Source organism: Pseudarthrobacter sp. NCCP-2145 (assembly GCF_023708005.1).
GTDB lineage: Bacteria > Actinomycetota > Actinomycetes > Actinomycetales > Micrococcaceae > Arthrobacter > Arthrobacter oxydans.
Genome location: NZ_BRCG01000005.1, coordinates 101,370 through 120,523 on the forward strand (window position 1 = coordinate 101,370; position 19,154 = coordinate 120,523).

Genomic DNA, 19,154 nt, shown 5'->3' on the forward strand with positions numbered 1-19,154 from the left:
CTCCAAACCCGTTCGGATGAGTGTCAGGTTGGGGCCTAAGGCCTTCCATGGGGTGTGTCCGAAATGCTCGTTAGGGATCCCAATCTGACGCTTTTGTCGGGCAAATCTGACGTCAGGTTGGGGTGTGCCCTACCCGACCGGGCTCGTCGAAAACATGCGAGTCTCGAAGGCCGACGGTTCTCAGACGACAGATTTGCAGCGGGACGCACTTTTGGCCTCCCGGCACCGACGCGGCTTCGCTCTACGAAGACAAGGCTTCGGGAAAGAAGGACGACCGGCCCCACCTGGCCGCGTTTCTCAAGGCACTGCGCCAAAGCGACACCTTGGTGGTCTGGAAAACTCGACCGGCTCGGCCGGCACCTCCGGCACTTGGTTAACATCGTCCACGACCTGACTGAACGGGGCATCGGCTGAAAGTCCTTACCGGCCAGGGCACCGCTATCGACACAACCACAGCATCTGGAAAGCTCGTCTTCGGGATCTTCGCCGCCTTGGCCGAGTTCGAACGCGAACTGATCTCCGAGCGCACCCTCGCCGGCCTCGCCTCAGCCCGCGGCCGCAACGGTGGTCGCCCCTATAAGATGACACCAGCGAAACTTCGTCTCGCCATGGCCTCCATGGGTAAGCCCGGCAGCGAACTTTGCACGGGACTAGGCATCACTCGCCAGACCCTGTACCGGCACGTATCGCCCCACGGGGAACTGCGAGCCGGACGGCGAAAAGCTGCTGTCCCGGTAGACGCCGCCTGTCCGGTCCGCTGGTTCCCGCGTGTTCCCGTGTTCGTGCCTCGGAGGCGGCTTCCTCCCATCGGGAGCGCATGGGCCAGCATGGATCGTGATGCCTTGACGAGAAGGGACTTGGAGACCCTTCAGGGCCGCCGCTTCCTCCCGCCCCATATCGTCTAAGCCTGCACGAGTAGTCCGGTTGCGAACATCACGGCCAGTCCCAGGATGATCCCGATGGTGGTTGGTGCCGTGAGCGTTTTTTCTGTGCGGTCCTTGAGTAGGGGGATGAGTTTGACGGCCACCTGGGCGACCGCTCCGGCGCCGACGCCAAGCAGGAAGGCGGAGAGGGCTGGCTGGTAGACGGTTGCTCCGATCAGGGCCCCGGCGATGGCGGGTGAACCGGCGATGAGTCCTAGGAGTGCCAGACGGGCAAGGCCTGGCGGTTGCTTCGCCAAGGGGGTGACGATGGCCAGGCCTTCGGTGGTGTTGTGGATGGCGAAGCCGACGATAAGGGACGCGCCCAGGGCGAGTGAGCCCACGGCGTAGGCGGACCCGATGGCGAGTCCTTCGCCAAAGTTGTGCAGTCCGATGCCTATCGCAATCAGCAGTGCCAGGCGGCCCGGGGGGAGTGTGGCGGGCTGGGATGTAGCGCTCAGCTTCTGGTGCCGGCGCATCCAGGCGTCGGTGCCTTCAAGGACCAGGTAGGCTGCCACCGCGCCGAGGAACACCACTATCGGGCCACCGAACGCGCCGTTGTCCGCCACGAGTTCCACGGCTTCGAGTGTGGCATCGATGGCAAGGAACGCGAGCAGTCCCACGGTGACGCCCAGCAGGACCCGGACCCAGGATGCGGGCGCGCGGCGAACGAATGGCATCCACAGCATCCCCAAGGCAACGGGGATGACGCCGACGTACACGCCAAGGAGCGTCATGAGGCCGAAGAAGGAGCTGCCGCGTTCCGGACTCAGTGCCGCGGCTTCGATGTCCGCGGGGATCTTGCCTCCGAGAGAGGTCACCAGTGCAACTTCGTAGGGATCACCCTCCACCCAGTTGTAGCTGATGGTCAGGGTGGTGGACTCCAGCGGCGCCATGGTCTCGCGGGTCTGGGTGAACAGCGCGTAGTAGTCCGAGACATTGACCTGGGCGATCGAGACACGGTCCGGTCCTTCGTTTCGGACGGTGATGGCGATCTGGCCCGGCGTGAGCCGGATGTCTTCGACGGCGACTTCCTCCTTGGGCGGAACGCCCTCGGACAGCTTGGACAACCCGGGCGCATTCAGGAGCGAAAACAGGCCAAGAAGTATCGCGATCAAGACCAGCGGTCCCACGCCGAGCAGCCAGCGCGGCACCGGGGTCCGGCGGTGGGGTTCGGCTGCCGGTGCTGCGGCTGTCTTTTCATCAAGGCTCATGATGCGCTCACCTCGAAGAAGCCCATCCAGCCCAGTTCGGCGAACTCGGTCTTATGGGCGTGGAACATGTACTTGCCCGGGTACGGGAAGCGCACCTCCACGATGCCGCGCTGGCCCTGTGCCTGGGAGATGGTGTCCGTGAATTCGCTGGGCGTGAGCATGGTCCCGGTCGGGTAGTAGTGAAAGAAGTTCCCGTGCAGGTGGAAAGAGTTGATGGGGTCGTATTCGAGGATGTTGATCAGGTGGATCCGCACCAGCTCGTTCTGTTTGACCTGGACAGGGAAGTCCATGAAGTGGAAGGGCAATCCGTTGACAGAGTAGAACTCGTTGTCGTCTCCGCCGTCGGTGTTGTACCCGTTCATCACCATCACCATCTCGTTGTCGGCCTTCGGACGGCCTTCCTTGGGCTCGATGATGAACCCTCCGTAGAGACCCTTGGCGATATGGGGGGCCAAGGGTGACTGGTGGCAGTGGTAGAGATGGGTGCCGAACGGGGTCGCGTCGAATTCATAGGTGAAGCTTTGCCCCGGGGCGATCGACCCGGCCCCGATGCCTGGCGTTCCGTCCATTTCCGCGCGGTGGATCCCGTGGAAGTGGATGGTGTGCGGGTGCGCCCCTGCGTTGGTGAAGTGAATCCGCAGCGCGTCCCCTTCCTGCGCCCAGAGGGTGGGGCCGGGGATGCGGCCGTTGTAGCTCCATCCCGGGAAGGTGACGCCCGGGGCGATCTCAAAATCCTTGTCCACGGCGACGATGTCCCACTCCCGCAGGGTCCTGCCGTCGGGCAGAGTGCTGGTGGTGCCCCGGTCGAAGTCGTGCAGGATCGCGGTGGGGTCAATGCCCGCGCGCTCCGGCGGGACAGATCCGCCAGCAAAACCAGCATGCCCGGCGTGGTTGGTCGCATGGGCGGCACCCGAGCCTGTTGAGGGCTCCGGGGCAACCGAAGATCCCATGGGGGCTGTCTGTGTGCCGTGTGCCCCATGCCCGGACGACGCTGGACCTTGGATCCCTTCGAGCGACACCCAGGCGCCAACAGCGGGAAGGGCAGCGAAAGCCGCAACGCCGGAGAGCATACGCCGTCGGCTGGGCATGGCTCGGACGCTATTTTTCGGTGACCCATCCATCTTAACTCCAATGCTCAAAAACTAATGTTAGCCCAGTCTAACATTGCTTTTCTGTTGGTAGTATTGGACTATGACCGTCTCTGACTTGACCGCCCCTGCACAGGACTACCTAAAGATGATTTGGTCAGCCACTGAATGGTCACAGACCCCCATCACAGTTGGAGCGATGGCTGAGCGTCTGGGAGTGAAACCCTCCACGGTCTCTGATGGGATTCGGCGGCTCACCAAACAGGGTCTGGTCGCCCACGCGCCTTACGGAAAAATCGAATTGACCGAGGACGGGCGTGATCACGCCGTTCAAATGGTGCGCAGGCACCGGCTGCTGGAGACGTTCCTGGTCCAGATCTTGGGCTACGGCTGGGACGAGGTGCACGACGAGGCTGAAATTCTCGAACACGCCGTGTCGGACACCATGATTGAACGCATCGCTGAACGCCTCGGCCACCCCACCAGAGATCCGCACGGAGACCCCATCCCCTCGGCGAACGGTCGGCTGCCTGTACCCCAGGGCTTCCAGCTCGCGGAAGCTGAACCGGACAGAGGTTTAAGAATTACCAGGATCTCCGACTCGGACCCGCAGATGCTTCGCTATTTCGCAGAACTCGGCCTGGCACCCGATACGCAGCTGAGGGTCTTGGCACACCGCCCCTACGCGGACGTCACCACGGTCCGACTGCAAGATCGCGACGTTGACCTTGGCCCCTCAGCGGCAGAGGCGATCTGGGTCATCGCCAATTAGCTGCGGGTAAGGCAGCCCCGCCCATCGGCCGGCCCGCTTCACCCTGTATAAGTGGGCAGTTTCTCAGAAGCGAAGAATCCCACGAAAAACTCCTTGATATTGACCCATCCATGTTTCTGCGTCGGCCGAATAGTCATTGAGACACCAGCCAGGGGCAGGTGGACATCGGTCGAGGCCAGGTAACCGGCCAGAAGTCAAGGAGAACTTAGAATGCAGACAATCAAGCGCACAACTTTCACGGTCGCCGGCGTTGCAGCCGCGGCTTTGCTTAGCCTGACAGCCTGCGGTGGATCGGCTACCACTTCAGGATCCTCCGCTCCCGCCGCTGCACCTTCTGCTTCCAGCGCTGCGCCCTCGGCGTCCGCCAGCGCCTCGGCCGGCGCCATGGACCCGGCCGCCAACCTGGTCGGGCCGGGCTGCGCCGCCTACGCCGAGCAGGTCCCCACCGGCGCAGGTTCCGTCGAGGGCATGGCCCTTGACCCCGTCGCTGTCGCAGCATCGAACAACCCGATCCTGACCACCCTGACTGCCGCGGTCTCCGGCAAGCTGAACCCGAAGGTGGACCTGGTGGACACCCTCAACGGCGGCGAGTTCACCGTCTTCGCCCCAGTGGATGACGCCTTCGCCAAGATCGACGCCGCAACCATCGACACGCTGAAGACCGATGATGCCCTCCTGAGCAAGATCCTGACCTACCACGTGGTTCCCGGCCAGATCACTCCTGACAAGATCGCCGGCACCCACGCCACCGTCCAGGGCGGCTCGGTAACCGTCACCGGCAGCGGCGACGCACTCAAGGTCGACGACGCCAGCGTGATCTGCGGCGGCGTGCAGACCAAGAACGCCACGGTTTACCTCATCGACTCGGTGCTGATGCCCAAGTAAGACGCTGCTAACCCAGCGCCATAAGACTGCTCCCTGGAAGTTGGAACCGAATTTCTCAGTCCAAACTTCCCGGGAGCAGTTTCTTGTGTAGCCACACCCTCTTTGGCCGCGATAACTCATATTGGACGCCTAAGTCCATCGGGCAGGAATCCCATGGCGGGCCGGCAGTCTTGAGAGTGAACCTCCTATTTCCGTCATCTCCGCTGACTACCGTGCAGAGCCGGCACTCTCCCGCAGCCGCTTGACCAGAACTGACCCGCCGCGCTAGCCATACCCCTTTCTCAATGACTGCTGGGCAAACTCAAATGCGTAAAGCTTCATTTACTCATTTGAGTTTGAGGAGTGCTCCATGGCCGGCGGTGCGAGGGAGTGGGGCGGAGAGGGCCGCGTTAGCTGGATTGGAGGGTCCGGTCCGTCCTGATGATCCGGGGGACGATCTTGACGTAGGCCACCATCCCGGTGAGCTCCACTAATGTCTGGGTGACGACGACGAGGGATACCAGGGCGAGAGGCTCGGGAAGGGCCAGGGCAAGGGGGAGTACGACCAAGGAGTTGCGTGTTGCGCCGCTGAAGATCACGGCCTTGGTACTGGCGGCGTCCAAACCGCCTACCCGCGCCGCTGCCATACCCAGCGGGACCATCACCACGAGGAACGCAGCATAGATCGGGATTACCGACAGCAGGGATCCGATCTCGTTGCCCACGCCGGAGATCTGTGACCCGATGACGACAGCGAGGGTCAGCATCATCAAGGGAACCATCAGCCCTTCCATCAGCGTCATCACGGCACGGCCTGCGGCTGCCCGTCTGGCCCATGCCTGGGTGAGAGCCGCCAGAACAAGCGGGATAACGATCAGGAAGACAAGCGCCTCGATGAAGGGCCCTGGCTCTATCCCGGAGACCAGGTTGGGGCCCACAAAGAACAGCAGGTACAAGGGCAACAGCAGCATCTGCGTGAGCATCAGCAGCGGCGCGGCCGCAAGCAGCCGGTCGCTTGAGCCGCCGGCCAGTCCCGAGAACACGATCACGTAGTCGATGCAGGGGGTCAGCAGCACCATCATCACCCCGATCAGAAGGGCCTGATCATGTGCAATGAACCGGGACAGGGTAAAGACAACGCCTGGGACGATAAGGAAGTTCAGGACCAGAACGGTCCCCATGAACCGGACATCACGTATCGCCTTACCGATAGAGGCAAACGGGATGCCCAGGAACGTCGCAAACAGCAGCAATCCCAGGACGGGGTAGATGGCCTGTTCCAGGGGCACAGACCCGGCAGGAACGAGCCAGCCGAGCACTGCTCCAGCCACAATGGCCAGCAGGTAAAGGCCGATCTGCCGGCGCTCCATGACACTGATCAAACGGGCTACTCGCATTCATCAAGCGTAGGCGGGTGAATATGGGGCGTCGGAAGATGACGAAGCAGGCCAGCCCGGCCCGGGAACAAGCACGAGCGGGCGTCAGCTGACGAAAAACCGCCCGCCGCCGGACGGAACACTTACCAGCAGCGCTCAGCCGCGGGCCCAACACGTGCAAGGTAAACCGAAGCTTTACTTTTCGGTACGCCTAACTTTGCGTTATTCTCGGTGGTATCACCACGCCCGCGATGACGAGGACCATGATGGCTATTCCCACACTTCAGGCACGCCCGGCCGCGGGACGCCGGTGGTCCCGCCTGCTGCTGATGGGCCCGGCCTTTGTGGCCGCGATCGCTTACGTGGATCCTGGAAACGTTGCCGCGAACCTCACCGCGGGTGCGAGCTACGGATATTTGCTGGTCTGGGTTTTGGTGGCAGCGAACGCCATGGCCGTGCTGGTGCAGTATCAGTCGGCCAAACTCGGGCTGGCCACGGGCCTGAGCCTTCCCGAAATTCTGGGCAAGCGTCTTGGCAACGGCAAACGACGGATGTACTGGCTCCAGGCTGAGGTGGTCGCCGGTGCAACCGACATGGCGGAGGTCATCGGCGGTGCCGTGGCGCTGAACCTGTTGTTCGGCCTTCCGCTGCTGGCCGGCGGGCTCATCATTGGTGTGGCATCAATGCTGCTTCTCGCGTTGCAGAACGCACGGGGCCAGAAGTCCTTTGAGTACGCGATCCTGATCCTGCTTGGCGTCATCGCGGTCGGTTTCGTATCCGGGCTGTTCGTGAATCCGCCCGATGCCGGGAGCGCCCTGGGCGGCCTGATTCCCCGCTTTGAGGGAACGGACACCGTCCTGCTCGCGGCCAGCATGCTGGGAGCCACGGTGATGCCGCACGCGATTTATCTGCATTCGGCGCTGGCGAGGGACCGGCACGGCTTCTCCAAGGATCCCGCCGTCCGGACACGACTCATTAAGGCCACCCGCTTCGACGTGGCGGGCGCCCTGATGCTCGCCGGGGTAGTTAACATTGCGATGCTTTTGTTGGCTGCGTCCAGCCTGCGCGGCATCGAAGGAACAGACACCATTGCCGGCGCCCACGCCGCTGTCACCTCCGCCCTGGGCCCGGTCATCGGCGTCGTCTTCGCGATCGGGCTGCTGGCCTCGGGACTGGCCTCAACATCTGTGGGCTGCTACGCGGGCGCCACGATCATGGGTGGGCTGCTGAAGCTCCGCGTACCGCTGCTTACCCGTCGCGTCATCACCTTGATCCCTGCCCTGCTGATCCTCGGTGCCGGGATCGAGCCGACCCTAGCCCTGGTCCTGAGCCAGGTCCTGCTCAGCTTCGGCATCCCGTTCGCCCTGATCCCGCTGATCCGGCTCACCGGAAAACGTGACGTGATGGGCATCCACACCGACTCGACACCACTGAAAATCGCGGGCTGGACCAGCGCGACGCTCATCGTCGGCCTGAACTGCGTCCTCATCGCCCTCACCATCACCGGTCAAGCCTGATCATCCCGGAGTTACCTGGAAGCGGAGTCACCGCTGCCGACCGGAGCCACCCTCACCGCGTGCGTCACTCTTGGTTCGCTGGGTGACGTCCTGGCCGCTGCTGGTCATGCGGACGGTTGTTCCACCAATGAAGGGCGAACTCGTCCAGGGCTCTGCCATCGACGAGCCAAGGAGTTGGCGGCACGAGCCGGAGACCGCGGAGCTCACCACTCTCCAGCATCTTCAAAACTTCTGCTTCACTGATGCCCAGCGCCCCGGAGGCCGTTTTGACCGTGTAAAAGTGGGCCATCCGCCGTGCCGGTTTGGGGGCGTCACATGGGGACATGCCAGAACTCCTTTTCGGATCGGGCAAGTGTTGGCCGCCTGATGGGAAGTGCCGTCATTTCCACGGCCGTGCATACCGGTCGGTACCGCAATCTAAGGGCTTCAGTTCCATTTTGTCGACCACCAAATTTGGGGACAGTACTGCCCACCCGTATCGGTAGGGTCCGGTGAAGGAGATTTCGGGACAACCGACAGTCGCTGACCAACGCGACATTGATCATGGCTGACCTGCGTTCTCACCATCACCGGCAAGCCTGATCGGACAGCCGGGCTTACCCGGACGCGGAATCCCCGCTGCTGGCAGGGACCACCCACACCGCGTCCGTCGCTTCGGTTCCGAGCGTGATGTCCTGCCCGCTGCGGGTCACGTGGAAGGTTGTCCCTGCCGCGAAGGGCTTCCGCTCCCTGATGGTGAGCTCGGTACCGGGGGTGAGGCCAAGGGCGGAAAAATAACGCAGCAACTTCGGGTCCGCGTCCGAGACCCGGCAAATAACCGCGTTTTGTCCTGGCTGCGCGGCGGTCAGCTGGCTGGCTCCGGGCCGGCGCATCTGTCCGTCGGCTGTGGGGATGGGATCGCCGTGAGGGTCAGCGGACGGGTGTTCCAGGAGTTCATCCATTGTGGCGATCAGGTGTTCGGAGGCCGCGTGTTCGAGCTTTGCGGCCTCGTCGTGGATTTCGTCCCAGGTGTATCCAAGGGTCTGCACCAGGAAGGTTTCCAGGAGCCGGTGTCGGCGGACCATGACCAGCGCATACAGCCGCCCATTGGGCGTGAGGCTGACGCTGCTGTACTTGGCGTGTGTGACAAGATCCCGCCGCGCGAGTTTTGCAATGCCCTCCGAGACCGTGGACATACTGAGGCCCAGCCGGTCCGCCAGTAATCCAACAGTGACCGGCGCTTCCGACCATTCACCGGCGGTGTAGAGGAGCTTCAAGTAGGCCTGGGCGGCAACGGTCAGGTCAGAAACGACGGGCTTATCCACTGCCGCGCCGCCCACCCTGTAGGCAGCCAGTGAGCCGTCGCTTTGGTGGAAGGATGATCAAGGGCCGGGGGCTCAGTCCTTGATGCCAAGCGGAGCAAACGACCGCCCATGGTCCGGTCGTCGCCCCTGCAGCGGATCCACCCGTCCGACGGAGGCTGGCAGTCAGGAACTCCACACGTGGCTGGCCTTTTCTGTTAGAGGCCCATGGCATCCAGAAGAGCATCTTCCTCGTCATCGGAGCGTGGGCGCCGTGGTTTGCCCTGTGGGCTGGCCTGCTGTCCAGGTTCGGACGGTTCCGCAGCTTCACGTTCCTCCCGGCCGATGCGGGCCTGCTGCCGCGCTACATAGCCGAACCCGACGAAGGCCAGCACTCCGAAGGTAATCCACTGCATTGCGTAGGACAGGTTGGATCCTTCCTGCACCTTGGGTGGGGCGAGTTGCTGAGGGGCAAGCTCCGGCGGGGGTGATTCGGAGGCCATGAGCCCATAACTGCCGGTCTTGACCGGGTATTCGAGCTGGCGCGCATAGGAGGCCAGGTCAATGCTGGCCAGTTGCCCTTCGGGAGCACTCCGGTCCACGTCGGCCTCTGATGGTTTGATCCGCACCACTGCTGCGACAGTTCCGGGGGGCGGTGCAGGAACCGTATCAGGGTAGCCTGGCCGATTGTTCCCGATGGGAACCCAGCCCCGGTTGATGATGATCGTTTCACCGGAAACCAGCCGGAACGGGACCAGAACCTCGTATCCGGCGGCCGAGTAGTTGGGCCGGTTCCGGACGATCCGCTGGTCGTTGGCGATGTACTGGCCCCTGACAGATACCGTGGTCCACTTGGCGTCCGGGTCCGGGTCGTCAAAGTAGCGGCTGGCTTCTTCGTAGGGCACGGGCGGCTTGTCGTAGTTCTGCTGGACGCGGCGGATTTCGGTGACCGCCTGGTTCCGCCGGTCCATCTGCCAGTTACCCAGCCCCATGCAGGCCGCTGCGAACAGAACGGCCATGCCCAGGATGCCCAGCCACCGCCAGGACAGCAGGAATCCGTAGGCCCGGGGCGTCCGGTCCTTGTTCGGCAGCAAGGTCAGCCCTGCACGCCGCCGGAACAAACGGCCCCGGGCTCAGGTGCCTGCGGGCCTTGCCGGTATTTCTTAATAAACGGTGCCAGACGTTCGTCGCTGCCGCTGTCCACGGCAAGCTGTTTTCCCCAGGCTGTTGCCACAACCGGGGAGGCTTGTTCGGCTACCGGGCTGAGCAGGAGGTAGTCCTGCTTGCCGGCCAAAGCGGTCAGTTCGGCGAGCTCGTCCGGGGCAAGGTCGGGGCGGTAGGTGAGCCACACGGCCCCGTGTTCGAGGGAATGCACTGCCCGGGTCTGTTCAACGGGGGCCGTGTAGATCCCGCAGTTCGTCCAGACCGGCGCATGGTCCCCGCCGGTGGCCGGAGTCTGTGGATAATTGACTGCCTGGCTGGTGTGGTTCCTGGATTGGTCCGGATAGTCCTGCTCGCCCTCGATCGGCCGTGCGGCCGCTGCATTGAGCTGTTCGCGCTGCTGCACCTCCCCTACGAGGACAAAGGTCACCGCGGCAATGATTGCGAGGACGACGGCCGCGCCGGTGCCGTAGATCAGCCAGGCCCGCCGTCTGTCAGCGGCCCGCTGTTTGGCCTGCACTGCTGCCAGGAGCGCTTTGCGGTCCTCACCGGCTTTTGGTTTTCCGGTCATCGGCGGTCTCACTCTCTTTTTTGGGGCGATCAGAGTCGGCTTCGGAGTTCTTCAAGGGCCGTGATTTCAGCTGTCTGTGCTTCGAGGATACGGGCAGCGAAGTCCCGGACCTTTGAGGTTTCCGCCAGCCGGGTACCGGCGGTGGCCATGGCGACGCCTCCTTGATGGTGGCGGATCATCAAATCAACGAACAGACGATCGGCCTCCGCACCTGAAGCTTCCCGCAGCGCCTGCATCTGTTCCGGGGTCGCCATGCCTTCCATGGCACCTTCAGGGCCGGACCCCTGGGCACCATGCGCGGCTCCGGCCCCGTCATGAGTACCATCTGCCGTCATCCAGGCCATCGGCGGCGCTGTCCCGGCCGGGGACAGTCCCCAGTCCTGCAGCCAAGCGAACATCTGCCCGTTCTGATGCTGCTGCGCGGTGGCGATGTCGTAGGCGACCGCCCGGACCTCGGGGTGGTCGGACTTGTCCCGAATCAGCATTGCCATCTCCACCGCCTGGGCATGATGGGTCTGCATATCCCGGGCAAATCCGGCGTCCGGGCCGGAGTCCGGGACGAGTGCGGGCGCCGCGGAAAGCCGGCCCAAAGCGAAGAAGCCCAGCGCGGTGAGGGCCACTACTATGAAGAAAACAGCCCAAAGCCGCTTCCGGTGCATTGGTGACGTTGCCGGCGCCTGGTCGCCCGGTTCCATGAGGGTCACGGCCGGAGCCAGCCCTGGGGATCCACCGTCACGCCGTCGCGGACGATTTCGAAGTGCAGGTGGCATCCGGTGGAGTTTCCGGTTGTTCCGGCCCCGCCGAGCCGCTGGCCCTTGGCCACCACAGAACCGACGGAGACCTCTATTGAGGACAGATGGTTGTACGTGCTTTTCATCCCATTGCCATGATCGACAACGATGCGGTTTCCGCCGCCGTTCTGGGACCATCCAGCTTCCACGACGGTCCCCGAGCCGGCCGTGAACACTGCCGTCTGGCACGAAGCCACCAGATCCAGCCCGGTATGCAATTCACCGGACGCGCCCGTGATCGGGCTCGTCCGGAACCCGAACGGAGAGGAAATGGACATGCTGGCCAGCGGAGCGCCCAGGGTGGTATCCACGGGCACAACCGTTGGCGGTGCCGCCGCTGCAGCGGAAGGAACTGCGGAGGGGGTCCCGGCGGTGGATCCTGTTGCGGCAGGCGCGGGCGTCTCAGGCCGTTCGGCCGGACGGGTCCCGACGTCAGTGCGCGGATAAGTGATGACCGCCTGTTCCTGCGCTGTTATGGCCGGGGCTGCCTCCACAGCGGCCGGCTCGGCGGCGGGAACGGTGCCGGCGGCAATAAGCCCGGCATGCGCGGCGGGTATGCCGGCTGCAAGCATCACGACGGCGGCAAAAGCGGAGGCCCCGGGAAGCCAGACAGGGCGCGGGGACGGGGCCACGGGACGGACGGCGCGGCGCGCAGTTCTGGCAGCACCGGCGCGGCGCCGGGAGCGGTCACTGGGCAGAGCGCGGCGGCGGCCATGGAGGGAGGAGGGCACAGCGGAATCCTTTCGGGTCGCCTGCGAAGTTAGCTGTCGGGTTCGGGCCAAGGAGAAAGCCCGGACGCCCCGTGGAGCCGGCCCTCGTGGCCCGGCACAGTGTGCGTCTTCACCCCAAGGCAGCAAGCTGCCGTTTGTGGGTCCTCCGCCCCCGCCGTTCATGTTCGGATCTGACACCGCCGGCGGGGCTGAGCGTGCGGCGTCGAGGGCTCAATACAGGAAAGCCTGAACTAACGTTACCTAAGAAAACCTAATTATCACAATCTGATAACAGCAGCAAGGAAGGCGCAGTTCTACGCTTCGTAAAATTCATCTGCAGATATCTTCATATGACCAGGCCCGCGGGTCAAGTTGACCGGGCCCTTTATCGGCGACGGGGTTCAGGTCTGTCTGCCAGCTGCTGCAGGTAGCTGTTGTAGGCGTCCAGCTCCGGGGTTCCTCCGGTGAGCTCGGCCCGCTCAATTCTGGCGTTGGATCTGGCTTCCTCACGCTGCCAGCGGACCAGGATGAACATCAGCAGAAGCACTCCGGGTAATTCCCCGTAGGACCATGCCAATCCGCCGGCTACGCCCTGGTCCGTCATGGGGTTGATGTTCCAGCTCGCAGGCGGCGCGGCGAAGAATTTAACCATGGGAGTGGTGGCCATCATGATGACCACCCCGAAGAACGCGTGCAACGGCATCTCCGCGAAGATATCGATCATCCGTCCGAAGTGGGTTTGGCGGCTCGGCAGCGGGTCAGCGGAAATCAACGGCACGGTGAAGAGGATCCCGGAGATCAGGAACAGCAGTTCCAGGCCGACGTGGCCGTACCAGTTTGGCAGCAGCAGGTCCGCCAGACCGGAGAAGTACACGCCGTAAAAGCTGAGCAGGAACAGCGGGACCATGAAGGCCGGGTGAATAGCAACGCGTCCCCATCGGGAACGCAGGCCCCATAGCGCGGCTTGGAGGACGCGGCGGCCCAGCCTGCCGTGGGGTGTTGCCCGCAACAGCAGTGTTCCTGGTGATCCGATGACCAGCAGCGGCGGAACGGCCATCATCAGGGTCAGTTGCTGGAACATAAAGATGGAGAACATCCGCAGTCCGTACCCTTCGATGCCGGCTCCCATGACCACGATGATGGCCAGGCAGCCGACCAGGAAGGAACAGGTCCGCACCACGGACCAGCCCCGGCCCTGCCGCCACAGACGGATCGCCCCTGCCAGGTAAAGCGCCGCGGCCAGCAACGTCAGGGCAGGGATCAGCGGTACCGGCTGCAGGTTCGGCGCCAGGTATTCAGGAAGCGAGGGCGGCAGCGACGGAAGCCAGACCGGACCGGTGATCTCGGGCTCAGACATGGCAGCACCGGCTGTCGCACTGTGCGGGCAGGCCCGCCCCTGTCAGGGTGCCTGGCCGCCTTCGACCATGCGCAACCGGTCCTTGCCTGTATGCCCAACGTGCGTCAAGCCGAGATCGAGGAGCATGCGGACGTGCGAATCCGCCAGAGAGTAGTAGGCCATCCTGCCCGAGCGGCGCACCTGAACAACCCGCGGCCCGCGCAGCAGGCGCAGGGCGTGGGAGACGCCGGACTCGCTCAGCCCGGTAGTTGCTGCCAGGTCGCAGACGCACATTTCTCCTTCGAGAAGGGCGATCAGGATTCTGACCCGGCCAGGGTCCGAGAGCAGCCCGAAAATCACCGCCAAGTCGGTTACGTCCGAATCTCCTGGCATCCTGGATCTGACCGCGCCGACTTTTTCTGCGTCGACGAGCCGGACCGAACACTCCGGCCCGGCGGGGACCCGGGGGGGAATCTGCATCATCCATCTAGGCTACCTTTACGCGCTAAAGCTTCGAGTTCCCCCGGTTACGTGCGGCAAGTGCAGGAGGCCCGCGGCGCCGGGGGAGTGCACGCCTTGACACGCACGTTTAACGTGTGAACAACTCTACAGATAATCTGGTGTCGCGCGCTGTGCTTCGTTTCGCGCTCCATCCCCACCCTTCCGTAGGGGCCAGGACCAGGTTAGGACGTATTGTGGCGCTCAAAGTCTCCACTTCACAGGAGAGGCCCGCTGTCTCACCCCGGCCGGTCTGGCTGGCAGCCGCCTGCGCAATCGCCCTGGTGGTGGTTCTGGCCGCGACCGCCTACGGCAGGGGAACTCTTCCGGCCGAGACCCGGGACCCCGGGGCGCTGGTCCAGTGGGGATACGGCCTGGCACAGACGGTGCACAACCTCGCGGCGGCGGCAACGATCGGCGGACTCGTCTTTGCCGCTTTCATTATCCCGCCCACCCTGAGAAGCTCAGGCCGGGCGTCAAGGACACGCCATGACGAGCAGGGCCCGACAACAGGCGCTGAGCACCCCGCCTTTACCCGGATCATGGTCCTGGTTTCGGCCACCAGCATCATCTGGACCTTCTCGGCGCTGGCGGTCCTGGTCCTGGGCTTCGCCGACATCGCCGGCGTCCCGGTCTCCGGCAGCCCCGAATTTTCCGCGGGCCTTGTCGCCTATATGACAGAACTGCCCAGTGGAAGCGCCTGGCTGTCGGTCGTGATCATCGCAGCGGTGGTGGCAACAGTGGTGTTCGGCGCCCGTTCTCCCGGGCCCCTGGCCGCGGCCGCGCTGCTGGCGATCGCAGGACTGGTGCCCGTCATCCTTATCGGCCATGCCTCCAGCGGCACCGACCACGAACAGGCCACCAATTCCCTGGGCCTTCACCTGGTCGGGGTGTGCCTCTGGTTCGGCGGACTGATCGCCCTCGCCGCCGCCGGAACAGCCCTGGGCAAGGACACAGCCGCGGTCCTTCGCCGGTTCTCCTCCCTGGCCTTGTTCGCCTTCATCCTGGTCTCCGCCTCGGGCGTCATCAACGCCTCAATCCGGATGCCGCTGCCGGAAGGACTGACCTCCCCCTATGGCGTCCTGGTGATGGCTAAAACCGCCGCCGTCATCATCCTGGGCATCATCGGATATCTGCACCGTACCCGCCTCATCCCCGCCCTGACCCGGAAAGACGGGCCGGGTGCAGGCAGGGTGCTGTGGCGGTTCATCGTCGCCGAACTGCTGATCATGGGCGCCGTCAGCGGCCTCGCGGCGGCATTGGGCCGAACGCCTCCCCCCGGTGGGGAGGAAATCCGCGCCGCCCTCACCCCGGCAGAAGTGCTCACCGGATACCCCCTGCCGCCGGAGCTGACCCCCGAACGCTGGTTTACCGTCTGGCGGCCGGACTGGCTGTGGATTGCCGTGGCCGCCACCGCTGCCGTCCTCTACCTTTTGGGCGCGCATCGCCTGCGCCGGCGAGGGGACAACTGGCCCTGGATCCGGACGGTGCTCTGGCTCACCGGGCTTGCGGCGCTGGTCTTTTTCACCTCCGGCGGCCCATCGGTCTACGGCCGCATACTTTTCAGTGCCCACATGGTCGACCACATGGCCCTGACCATGGTCGTCCCCGTCTTCCTGGTCCTCGGTGCTCCGGTCACCCTCGCCCTGCGCACCCTGGCTCCACGGCGGGACGGCTCCCGCGGCCCCAGGGAATGGATCATGGTCCTGGTCCATTCCCGGCCCGCCGCGGTCCTGACCCACCCCTTGTTCGTTGCGGCCAACTTCGCCGGCTCCATCGTCCTGTTCTACTACTCGGACGCCTTCGGGTTCGCCCTGCGCGAACACGCCGGACACGAGCTAATGACCGCCCACTTCCTGATCACCGGCTACCTGTTCATCCTCTCGATGATCGGGACCGACCCGGTACCCCGCCGCGCCCCCTATCCGCTGCGGCTCCTGCTGCTGCTGGCAACCATGGCCTTCCATGCCTTCTTCGGGGTGACGCTCATGGGCTCACCAACTCTCCTGCAGCCGGACTGGTTCACCGGCCTGGGCCGGGACTGGGGACCGCCGGCCCTGGCCGACCAGCAGATGGGCGGAGCAATCACCTGGGGCATCGGCGAGGTCCCCACCCTGCTCATCGCCATCGGCGTCGCCATCATGTGGTCCCGCTCCGACGCCAGGGAAATGCGGCGAACCGACCGCGCGGCCCTCCGGAACAACGACGCAGACCTCGACGCATACAACGACATGCTCGCCCAGCTGCAGGAACGCGACAGCAGGATAGACCGGCAGCGGGACGGCCAGTGAACCGCGTCAATTCAGGCTTCTCTGAATCCACCCTTATCTGTACGATTGCCCGTATGCGTATCCTCTCAAGCACTGAGGTCCTGGCCCGGTTCGGCAAAGCCCTCGCAGACCCGACCCGGGCAGCTGTCCTGCTCACGCTGCGAAACGGCCCGGCGTTTCCCTCCGATCTGGCCGAAGGGATTGGTGTGAGCCGCCAAATTCTTTCCAACCACCTAGCCTGCCTGCGCGACTGCGGGCTGGTCCTGGCCGAGCCCGTGGGGCGGCGCGTCCGGTACGAACTTTCTGATCCCCGCCTTGCCCACGCCTTGGATGACCTGCTCGGTACCATCCTCACGGTCGGCCCCATCTGCCAGTGCGCCGACCCTGACTGCGCCCAAGAGACAACCGCATACTCCCGGCCCGGGGCCGTAAACCAGGAGATCCATCCGTGAGCGGGCACGACCACGCCCACGGCACCGGCGACGGGGCGGCTCAGCGCGGAAAACTAATCATCGTCTTCACTATCACCTTTACCGTGATGATCGCCGAGATCATCGGCTCCTTCCTGACCGGCAGCCTTGCCCTGCTGGCCGACGCCGGACACATGTTCACCGATTCCACTGGCCTGCTCATAGCCCTGATCGCCGCGTCGCTGGCACTCAAGCCCGCCACCATGAAGCGGACCTGGGGCTACAAGAGGGCAGAAATCGTCGCCGCTGCCGGGCAGGCGGCCCTGCTCCTGGGCGTGGGCGGATTCGTCATCATCGAAGGCATCCGCCGGCTCTTCGAACCTCCCGAAGTCGGGGGCTCCACGATGCTCTGGTTCGGCATCATCGGCCTGGCCGGCAACGCCATCGGCCTGATCGTGCTCGCCTCGGGCCGGAAACACAACTTCAACATGCGCGCCGCGTTCCTCGAAGTCCTCAACGACGCCCTCGGATCCGTCGCCGTCATCGTCGCCGCGATCATCATCGCCGTCACCGGCTGGGTGCAGGCCGACGCCGTTGTATCGCTGCTGATCGGTGCCCTGATCATCCCCCGGACACTGAAGCTCCTCAGCGAAACCCTGAACGTGCTGATGGAGAACGCCCCGGCAGGCCTTGACCTGGCAGAGGTCCGTGAACACATCCTCGCCCTGCCGCACGTCATCGACGTCCATGACCTGCACGCCTCCCTCGTCGCCTCCGGCACCCCGGTCCTCTCCGCGCACGTCACGGTCGAAGACGGCTGCATGATGGACGGCCACGCCGCGGAGATCCTGGCGGACCTGCAGCGCTGCGTCGCAGAACACTTTGAAGTCAGCGTCGAACACTCAACTTTTCAAATCGAACCCGCCGCCCACCGCGACCAGGAAAGCATCCCCCACTGATGACAAAAACAACACCCACCACCAAGCCCACCGACCCGGCACGGAAGGTCCGCATCGTCCTCTGGATCCTCCTGGCCGCCGCCGTCGGCGCCGGCCTGATCTGGTACGCGGTATTCACCTTCAACAAACCCGAACCGGCCGCCCTGCAGCCCGTCGCGGACGCCCAGGTCGTCAGGGAGGACAGCCATCGCCTCACCACCCCCGCGACCGAGAAAGCCCAGCTCGTGGAGTTCCTGGACTTCGAGTGCGAGGCCTGCGGCGCCGCCGCGCCGCTGGTGGAGGAACTGAAGAAGGAATACGGGGACCGGATCACCTTCGTGAACCGCTACTTCCCCCTGCCCTCGCACAAGAACTCCGGCCAGGCCGCCCTGGCAGTGGAAGCCGCGGCGCAGCAGGGCAAGTACGAACAGATGGCCGCCAAGATGTTTGAGACCCAGCCGCAGTGGGGCGAGAAGCAGGACTTCCAAAACGCCCTGTTCAGGACCTTCGCCGAAAAGCTCGGCCTGGACATGGAGAAGTACGACGCTGCCATGGCCGCCGAAGAGACCAAGGAACGGATCCGCAAAGACATCGCCGACGGAAAAGCCCTCGGCGTCACCGGCACCCCTACCTTTTTCCTGAACGGTGAAAAGCTGACCCTCAACACCGAAGCGGAATTCCGGCAGAAACTCGACGACGCCGTCAAATAGACGGCACATGGCTGCTTGCAGAACCGCTATCGTTCTACATGATGTAGCAGAACAACGCCCGGAAGGAGCTGGCACGTGGTCGTTCACGCGCCTTTGCGCCTGCCCCGCGCAGGGGTTCTGGCCCTGACCGTGCTCACGCTCGCCGCCGCGGCACACCTGGGCGCCGGGGGCGAACTTCCAGGGCCGTCAATCATGATGGCGCTTGCCGCGGTCGTAGGACTCTCCGCAGTCCTGCTCGCGGGGCTGAAAATGACAGCGCCCCTCCTTGCGGCCTACCTTGGCGGGTCCCAGCTGAGCCTGCACCTGGCCTTCTCAACGCTGTCCGCCAGCGCCGTGCCCGGCTCTGAGCCTTCACATCATGGGCTGGGACTGGCGGCCACCGGCCCATTGATGCTGGAAAGCGCAACGTCCCATCGGCATCTGATGGCCGACGCCGGTTCACCAATGACGTTCGCACACGTCATTGCAACGCTGGCCACAGCACTCCTCCTTGCCCGCGGCGAGGACGCCCTCTGGGCGCTTGCGGCGTGGCTGCGTCCCCTCAACGGACCCATCGATCCTGTCATTATTCCCCCGGGCTTCCGCCAGCCGCCGCGTACCCAGCGTCCTGTTCCTCTTTGCGCCAAGGTTCCCGTTCAAACCGTTGTCCGTGGGCCACCGCCGGGATTCGGCTGCTCTTAAGCGCCTCGCCGGTGACGGCGGGGCAACCCGCCTGCGGTATGCAGTGC

Annotated in this window: 18 protein-coding genes, 1 pseudogene and 1 riboswitch; of the genes and pseudogenes, 9 read left to right on the top strand and 10 right to left on the bottom strand. The window is 64.3% G+C overall.

From position 1 onward, the window contains the following. Positions 1 to 122: 122 nt before the first annotated feature. Positions 123 to 905: pseudogene (locus NFU08_RS05985) on the top strand (recombinase family protein). On the opposite strand, the gene NFU08_RS05990 reads toward NFU08_RS05985, so the two are convergent. Continuing rightward, positions 902 to 2,134, bottom strand: a complete 1,233-nt coding sequence (locus NFU08_RS05990) for a ZIP family metal transporter (RefSeq protein ID WP_251421350.1) — start codon at positions 2,132 to 2,134, stop codon at positions 902 to 904. The pseudogene NFU08_RS05985 and the gene NFU08_RS05990 overlap by 4 nt on opposite strands. Continuing rightward, positions 2,131 to 3,255, bottom strand: a complete 1,125-nt coding sequence (locus tag NFU08_RS05995) for a multicopper oxidase domain-containing protein (protein ID WP_397425330.1) — start codon at positions 3,253 to 3,255, stop codon at positions 2,131 to 2,133. The genes NFU08_RS05990 and NFU08_RS05995 overlap by 4 nt, the downstream gene beginning before the upstream one ends. A gap of 70 nt (positions 3,256 to 3,325) precedes the next feature. Here NFU08_RS05995 and NFU08_RS06000 point away from each other — a divergent pair, with 70 nt between their 5' ends. Next, positions 3,326 to 3,994, top strand: coding sequence for a metal-dependent transcriptional regulator (locus tag NFU08_RS06000; RefSeq protein WP_251421356.1), 669 nt, complete (start codon positions 3,326 to 3,328; stop codon positions 3,992 to 3,994). A 210-nt stretch (positions 3,995 to 4,204) separates the two neighbouring features. After that, positions 4,205 to 4,879: a fasciclin domain-containing protein gene (locus NFU08_RS06005; protein ID WP_251421359.1), complete on the top strand. Its 675-nt coding sequence runs from the start codon at positions 4,205 to 4,207 to the stop codon at positions 4,877 to 4,879. Positions 4,880 to 5,268: 389 nt separating this feature from the next. Here NFU08_RS06005 and NFU08_RS06010 read toward each other — a convergent pair whose 3' ends face one another. Then, on the bottom strand, positions 5,269 to 6,255 hold the full coding sequence (locus tag NFU08_RS06010; RefSeq protein WP_251421362.1) for an arsenic resistance protein: 987 nt from the start codon (positions 6,253 to 6,255) through the stop codon (positions 5,269 to 5,271). Positions 6,256 to 6,500: 245 nt separating this feature from the next. Between NFU08_RS06010 and NFU08_RS06015 the strand changes: the two genes are divergently transcribed. Next, positions 6,501 to 7,751 (top strand): Nramp family divalent metal transporter, encoded by a 1,251-nt coding sequence (locus tag NFU08_RS06015; RefSeq protein WP_251421365.1) that lies wholly within the window; start codon positions 6,501 to 6,503, stop codon positions 7,749 to 7,751. A gap of 596 nt (positions 7,752 to 8,347) precedes the next feature. Here NFU08_RS06015 and NFU08_RS06020 read toward each other — a convergent pair. From NFU08_RS06020 to NFU08_RS06050, 7 genes are all read right to left on the bottom strand, one after another. Then, positions 8,348 to 9,055, bottom strand: a complete 708-nt coding sequence (locus NFU08_RS06020; RefSeq protein ID WP_251421368.1) for a metal-dependent transcriptional regulator — start codon at positions 9,053 to 9,055, stop codon at positions 8,348 to 8,350. 194 nt (positions 9,056 to 9,249) lie between these two features. Next, positions 9,250 to 10,050, bottom strand: coding sequence for an SURF1 family protein (locus NFU08_RS06025; RefSeq protein ID WP_251421607.1), 801 nt, complete (start codon positions 10,048 to 10,050; stop codon positions 9,250 to 9,252). Between the two features lie 77 nt (positions 10,051 to 10,127). Next, on the bottom strand, positions 10,128 to 10,763 hold the full coding sequence (locus NFU08_RS06030; protein ID WP_251421371.1) for a DUF3105 domain-containing protein: 636 nt from the start codon (positions 10,761 to 10,763) through the stop codon (positions 10,128 to 10,130). 29 nt (positions 10,764 to 10,792) lie between these two features. Beyond that, a complete protein-coding gene (locus tag NFU08_RS06035; RefSeq protein WP_251421610.1) occupies positions 10,793 to 11,458 on the bottom strand; it encodes a DUF305 domain-containing protein in 666 nt (221 codons plus the stop codon). Positions 11,459 to 11,463: 5 nt separating this feature from the next. Continuing rightward, positions 11,464 to 12,285, bottom strand: a complete 822-nt coding sequence (locus tag NFU08_RS06040; protein WP_251421374.1) for a M23 family metallopeptidase — start codon at positions 12,283 to 12,285, stop codon at positions 11,464 to 11,466. A 4-nt stretch (positions 12,286 to 12,289) separates the two neighbouring features. Then, positions 12,290 to 12,471, bottom strand: a riboswitch (cyclic di-AMP (ydaO/yuaA leader). A 178-nt stretch (positions 12,472 to 12,649) separates the two neighbouring features. Beyond that, entirely contained in the window at positions 12,650 to 13,621 is a 972-nt protein-coding gene (locus NFU08_RS06045) for a cytochrome c oxidase assembly protein (protein WP_251421378.1), read from the bottom strand. A 42-nt stretch (positions 13,622 to 13,663) separates the two neighbouring features. After that, complete coding sequence (locus NFU08_RS06050) at positions 13,664 to 14,083, bottom strand: helix-turn-helix transcriptional regulator (protein WP_397425288.1); 420 nt, start codon at positions 14,081 to 14,083, stop codon at positions 13,664 to 13,666. A 212-nt stretch (positions 14,084 to 14,295) separates the two neighbouring features. On the opposite strand from NFU08_RS06050, the gene NFU08_RS06055 reads away from it, so the two are divergent. The 5 genes from NFU08_RS06055 to NFU08_RS06075 all read left to right on the top strand — a co-directional run bounded on the left by NFU08_RS06055 (position 14,296) and on the right by NFU08_RS06075 (position 19,107). Further along, positions 14,296 to 16,389 carry a cytochrome c oxidase assembly protein gene (locus tag NFU08_RS06055; protein WP_251421381.1) on the top strand — a complete coding sequence of 698 codons (2,094 nt, stop codon included), beginning with the start codon at positions 14,296 to 14,298 and terminating at the stop codon, positions 16,387 to 16,389. Between the two features lie 53 nt (positions 16,390 to 16,442). Continuing rightward, entirely contained in the window at positions 16,443 to 16,820 is a 378-nt protein-coding gene (locus tag NFU08_RS06060; protein WP_251421384.1) for a helix-turn-helix transcriptional regulator, read from the top strand. Beyond that, positions 16,817 to 17,737: a cation diffusion facilitator family transporter gene (locus tag NFU08_RS06065; RefSeq protein ID WP_251421387.1), complete on the top strand. Its 921-nt coding sequence runs from the start codon at positions 16,817 to 16,819 to the stop codon at positions 17,735 to 17,737. The genes NFU08_RS06060 and NFU08_RS06065 overlap by 4 nt, the downstream gene beginning before the upstream one ends. Beyond that, positions 17,737 to 18,426 carry a thioredoxin domain-containing protein gene (locus NFU08_RS06070; protein WP_251421390.1) on the top strand — a complete coding sequence of 230 codons (690 nt, stop codon included), beginning with the start codon at positions 17,737 to 17,739 and terminating at the stop codon, positions 18,424 to 18,426. Before NFU08_RS06065 ends, NFU08_RS06070 begins: the two co-directional genes overlap by 1 nt. 75 nt (positions 18,427 to 18,501) lie before the next feature. Next, the gene (locus NFU08_RS06075) at positions 18,502 to 19,107 is read left to right on the top strand and encodes a hypothetical protein (RefSeq protein ID WP_251421393.1); all 606 of its coding nucleotides are present in this window, start codon (positions 18,502 to 18,504) and stop codon (positions 19,105 to 19,107) included. The last annotated feature ends 47 nt before the right edge of the window (positions 19,108 to 19,154 follow it).

What these genes read in the sequence shown, in the direction of transcription:
- NFU08_RS06010 (WP_251421362.1), bottom strand. Translation starts at nt 6,255, where the DNA reads ATGCGAGTAGCCCGTTTGATCAGTGTCATGGAGCGCCGGCAGATCGGC.
- NFU08_RS06070 (WP_251421390.1), top strand. Translation starts at nt 17,737, where the DNA reads ATGACAAAAACAACACCCACCACCAAGCCCACCGACCCGGCACGGAAG.
- NFU08_RS06050 (WP_397425288.1), bottom strand. Translation starts at nt 14,083, where the DNA reads ATGATGCAGATTCCCCCCCGGGTCCCCGCCGGGCCGGAGTGTTCGGTC.
- NFU08_RS05990 (WP_251421350.1), bottom strand. Translation starts at nt 2,134, where the DNA reads ATGAGCCTTGATGAAAAGACAGCCGCAGCACCGGCAGCCGAACCCCAC.
- NFU08_RS06045 (WP_251421378.1), bottom strand. Translation starts at nt 13,621, where the DNA reads ATGTCTGAGCCCGAGATCACCGGTCCGGTCTGGCTTCCGTCGCTGCCG.
- NFU08_RS06000 (WP_251421356.1), top strand. Translation starts at nt 3,326, where the DNA reads ATGACCGTCTCTGACTTGACCGCCCCTGCACAGGACTACCTAAAGATG.
- NFU08_RS05995 (WP_397425330.1), bottom strand. Translation starts at nt 3,255, where the DNA reads ATGGATGGGTCACCGAAAAATAGCGTCCGAGCCATGCCCAGCCGACGG.
- NFU08_RS06060 (WP_251421384.1), top strand. Translation starts at nt 16,443, where the DNA reads ATGCGTATCCTCTCAAGCACTGAGGTCCTGGCCCGGTTCGGCAAAGCC.
- NFU08_RS06030 (WP_251421371.1), bottom strand. Translation starts at nt 10,763, where the DNA reads ATGACCGGAAAACCAAAAGCCGGTGAGGACCGCAAAGCGCTCCTGGCA.
- NFU08_RS06035 (WP_251421610.1), bottom strand. Translation starts at nt 11,458, where the DNA reads ATGGAACCGGGCGACCAGGCGCCGGCAACGTCACCAATGCACCGGAAG.
- NFU08_RS06025 (WP_251421607.1), bottom strand. Translation starts at nt 10,050, where the DNA reads ATGGCCGTTCTGTTCGCAGCGGCCTGCATGGGGCTGGGTAACTGGCAG.
- NFU08_RS06005 (WP_251421359.1), top strand. Translation starts at nt 4,205, where the DNA reads ATGCAGACAATCAAGCGCACAACTTTCACGGTCGCCGGCGTTGCAGCC.
- NFU08_RS06015 (WP_251421365.1), top strand. Translation starts at nt 6,501, where the DNA reads ATGGCTATTCCCACACTTCAGGCACGCCCGGCCGCGGGACGCCGGTGG.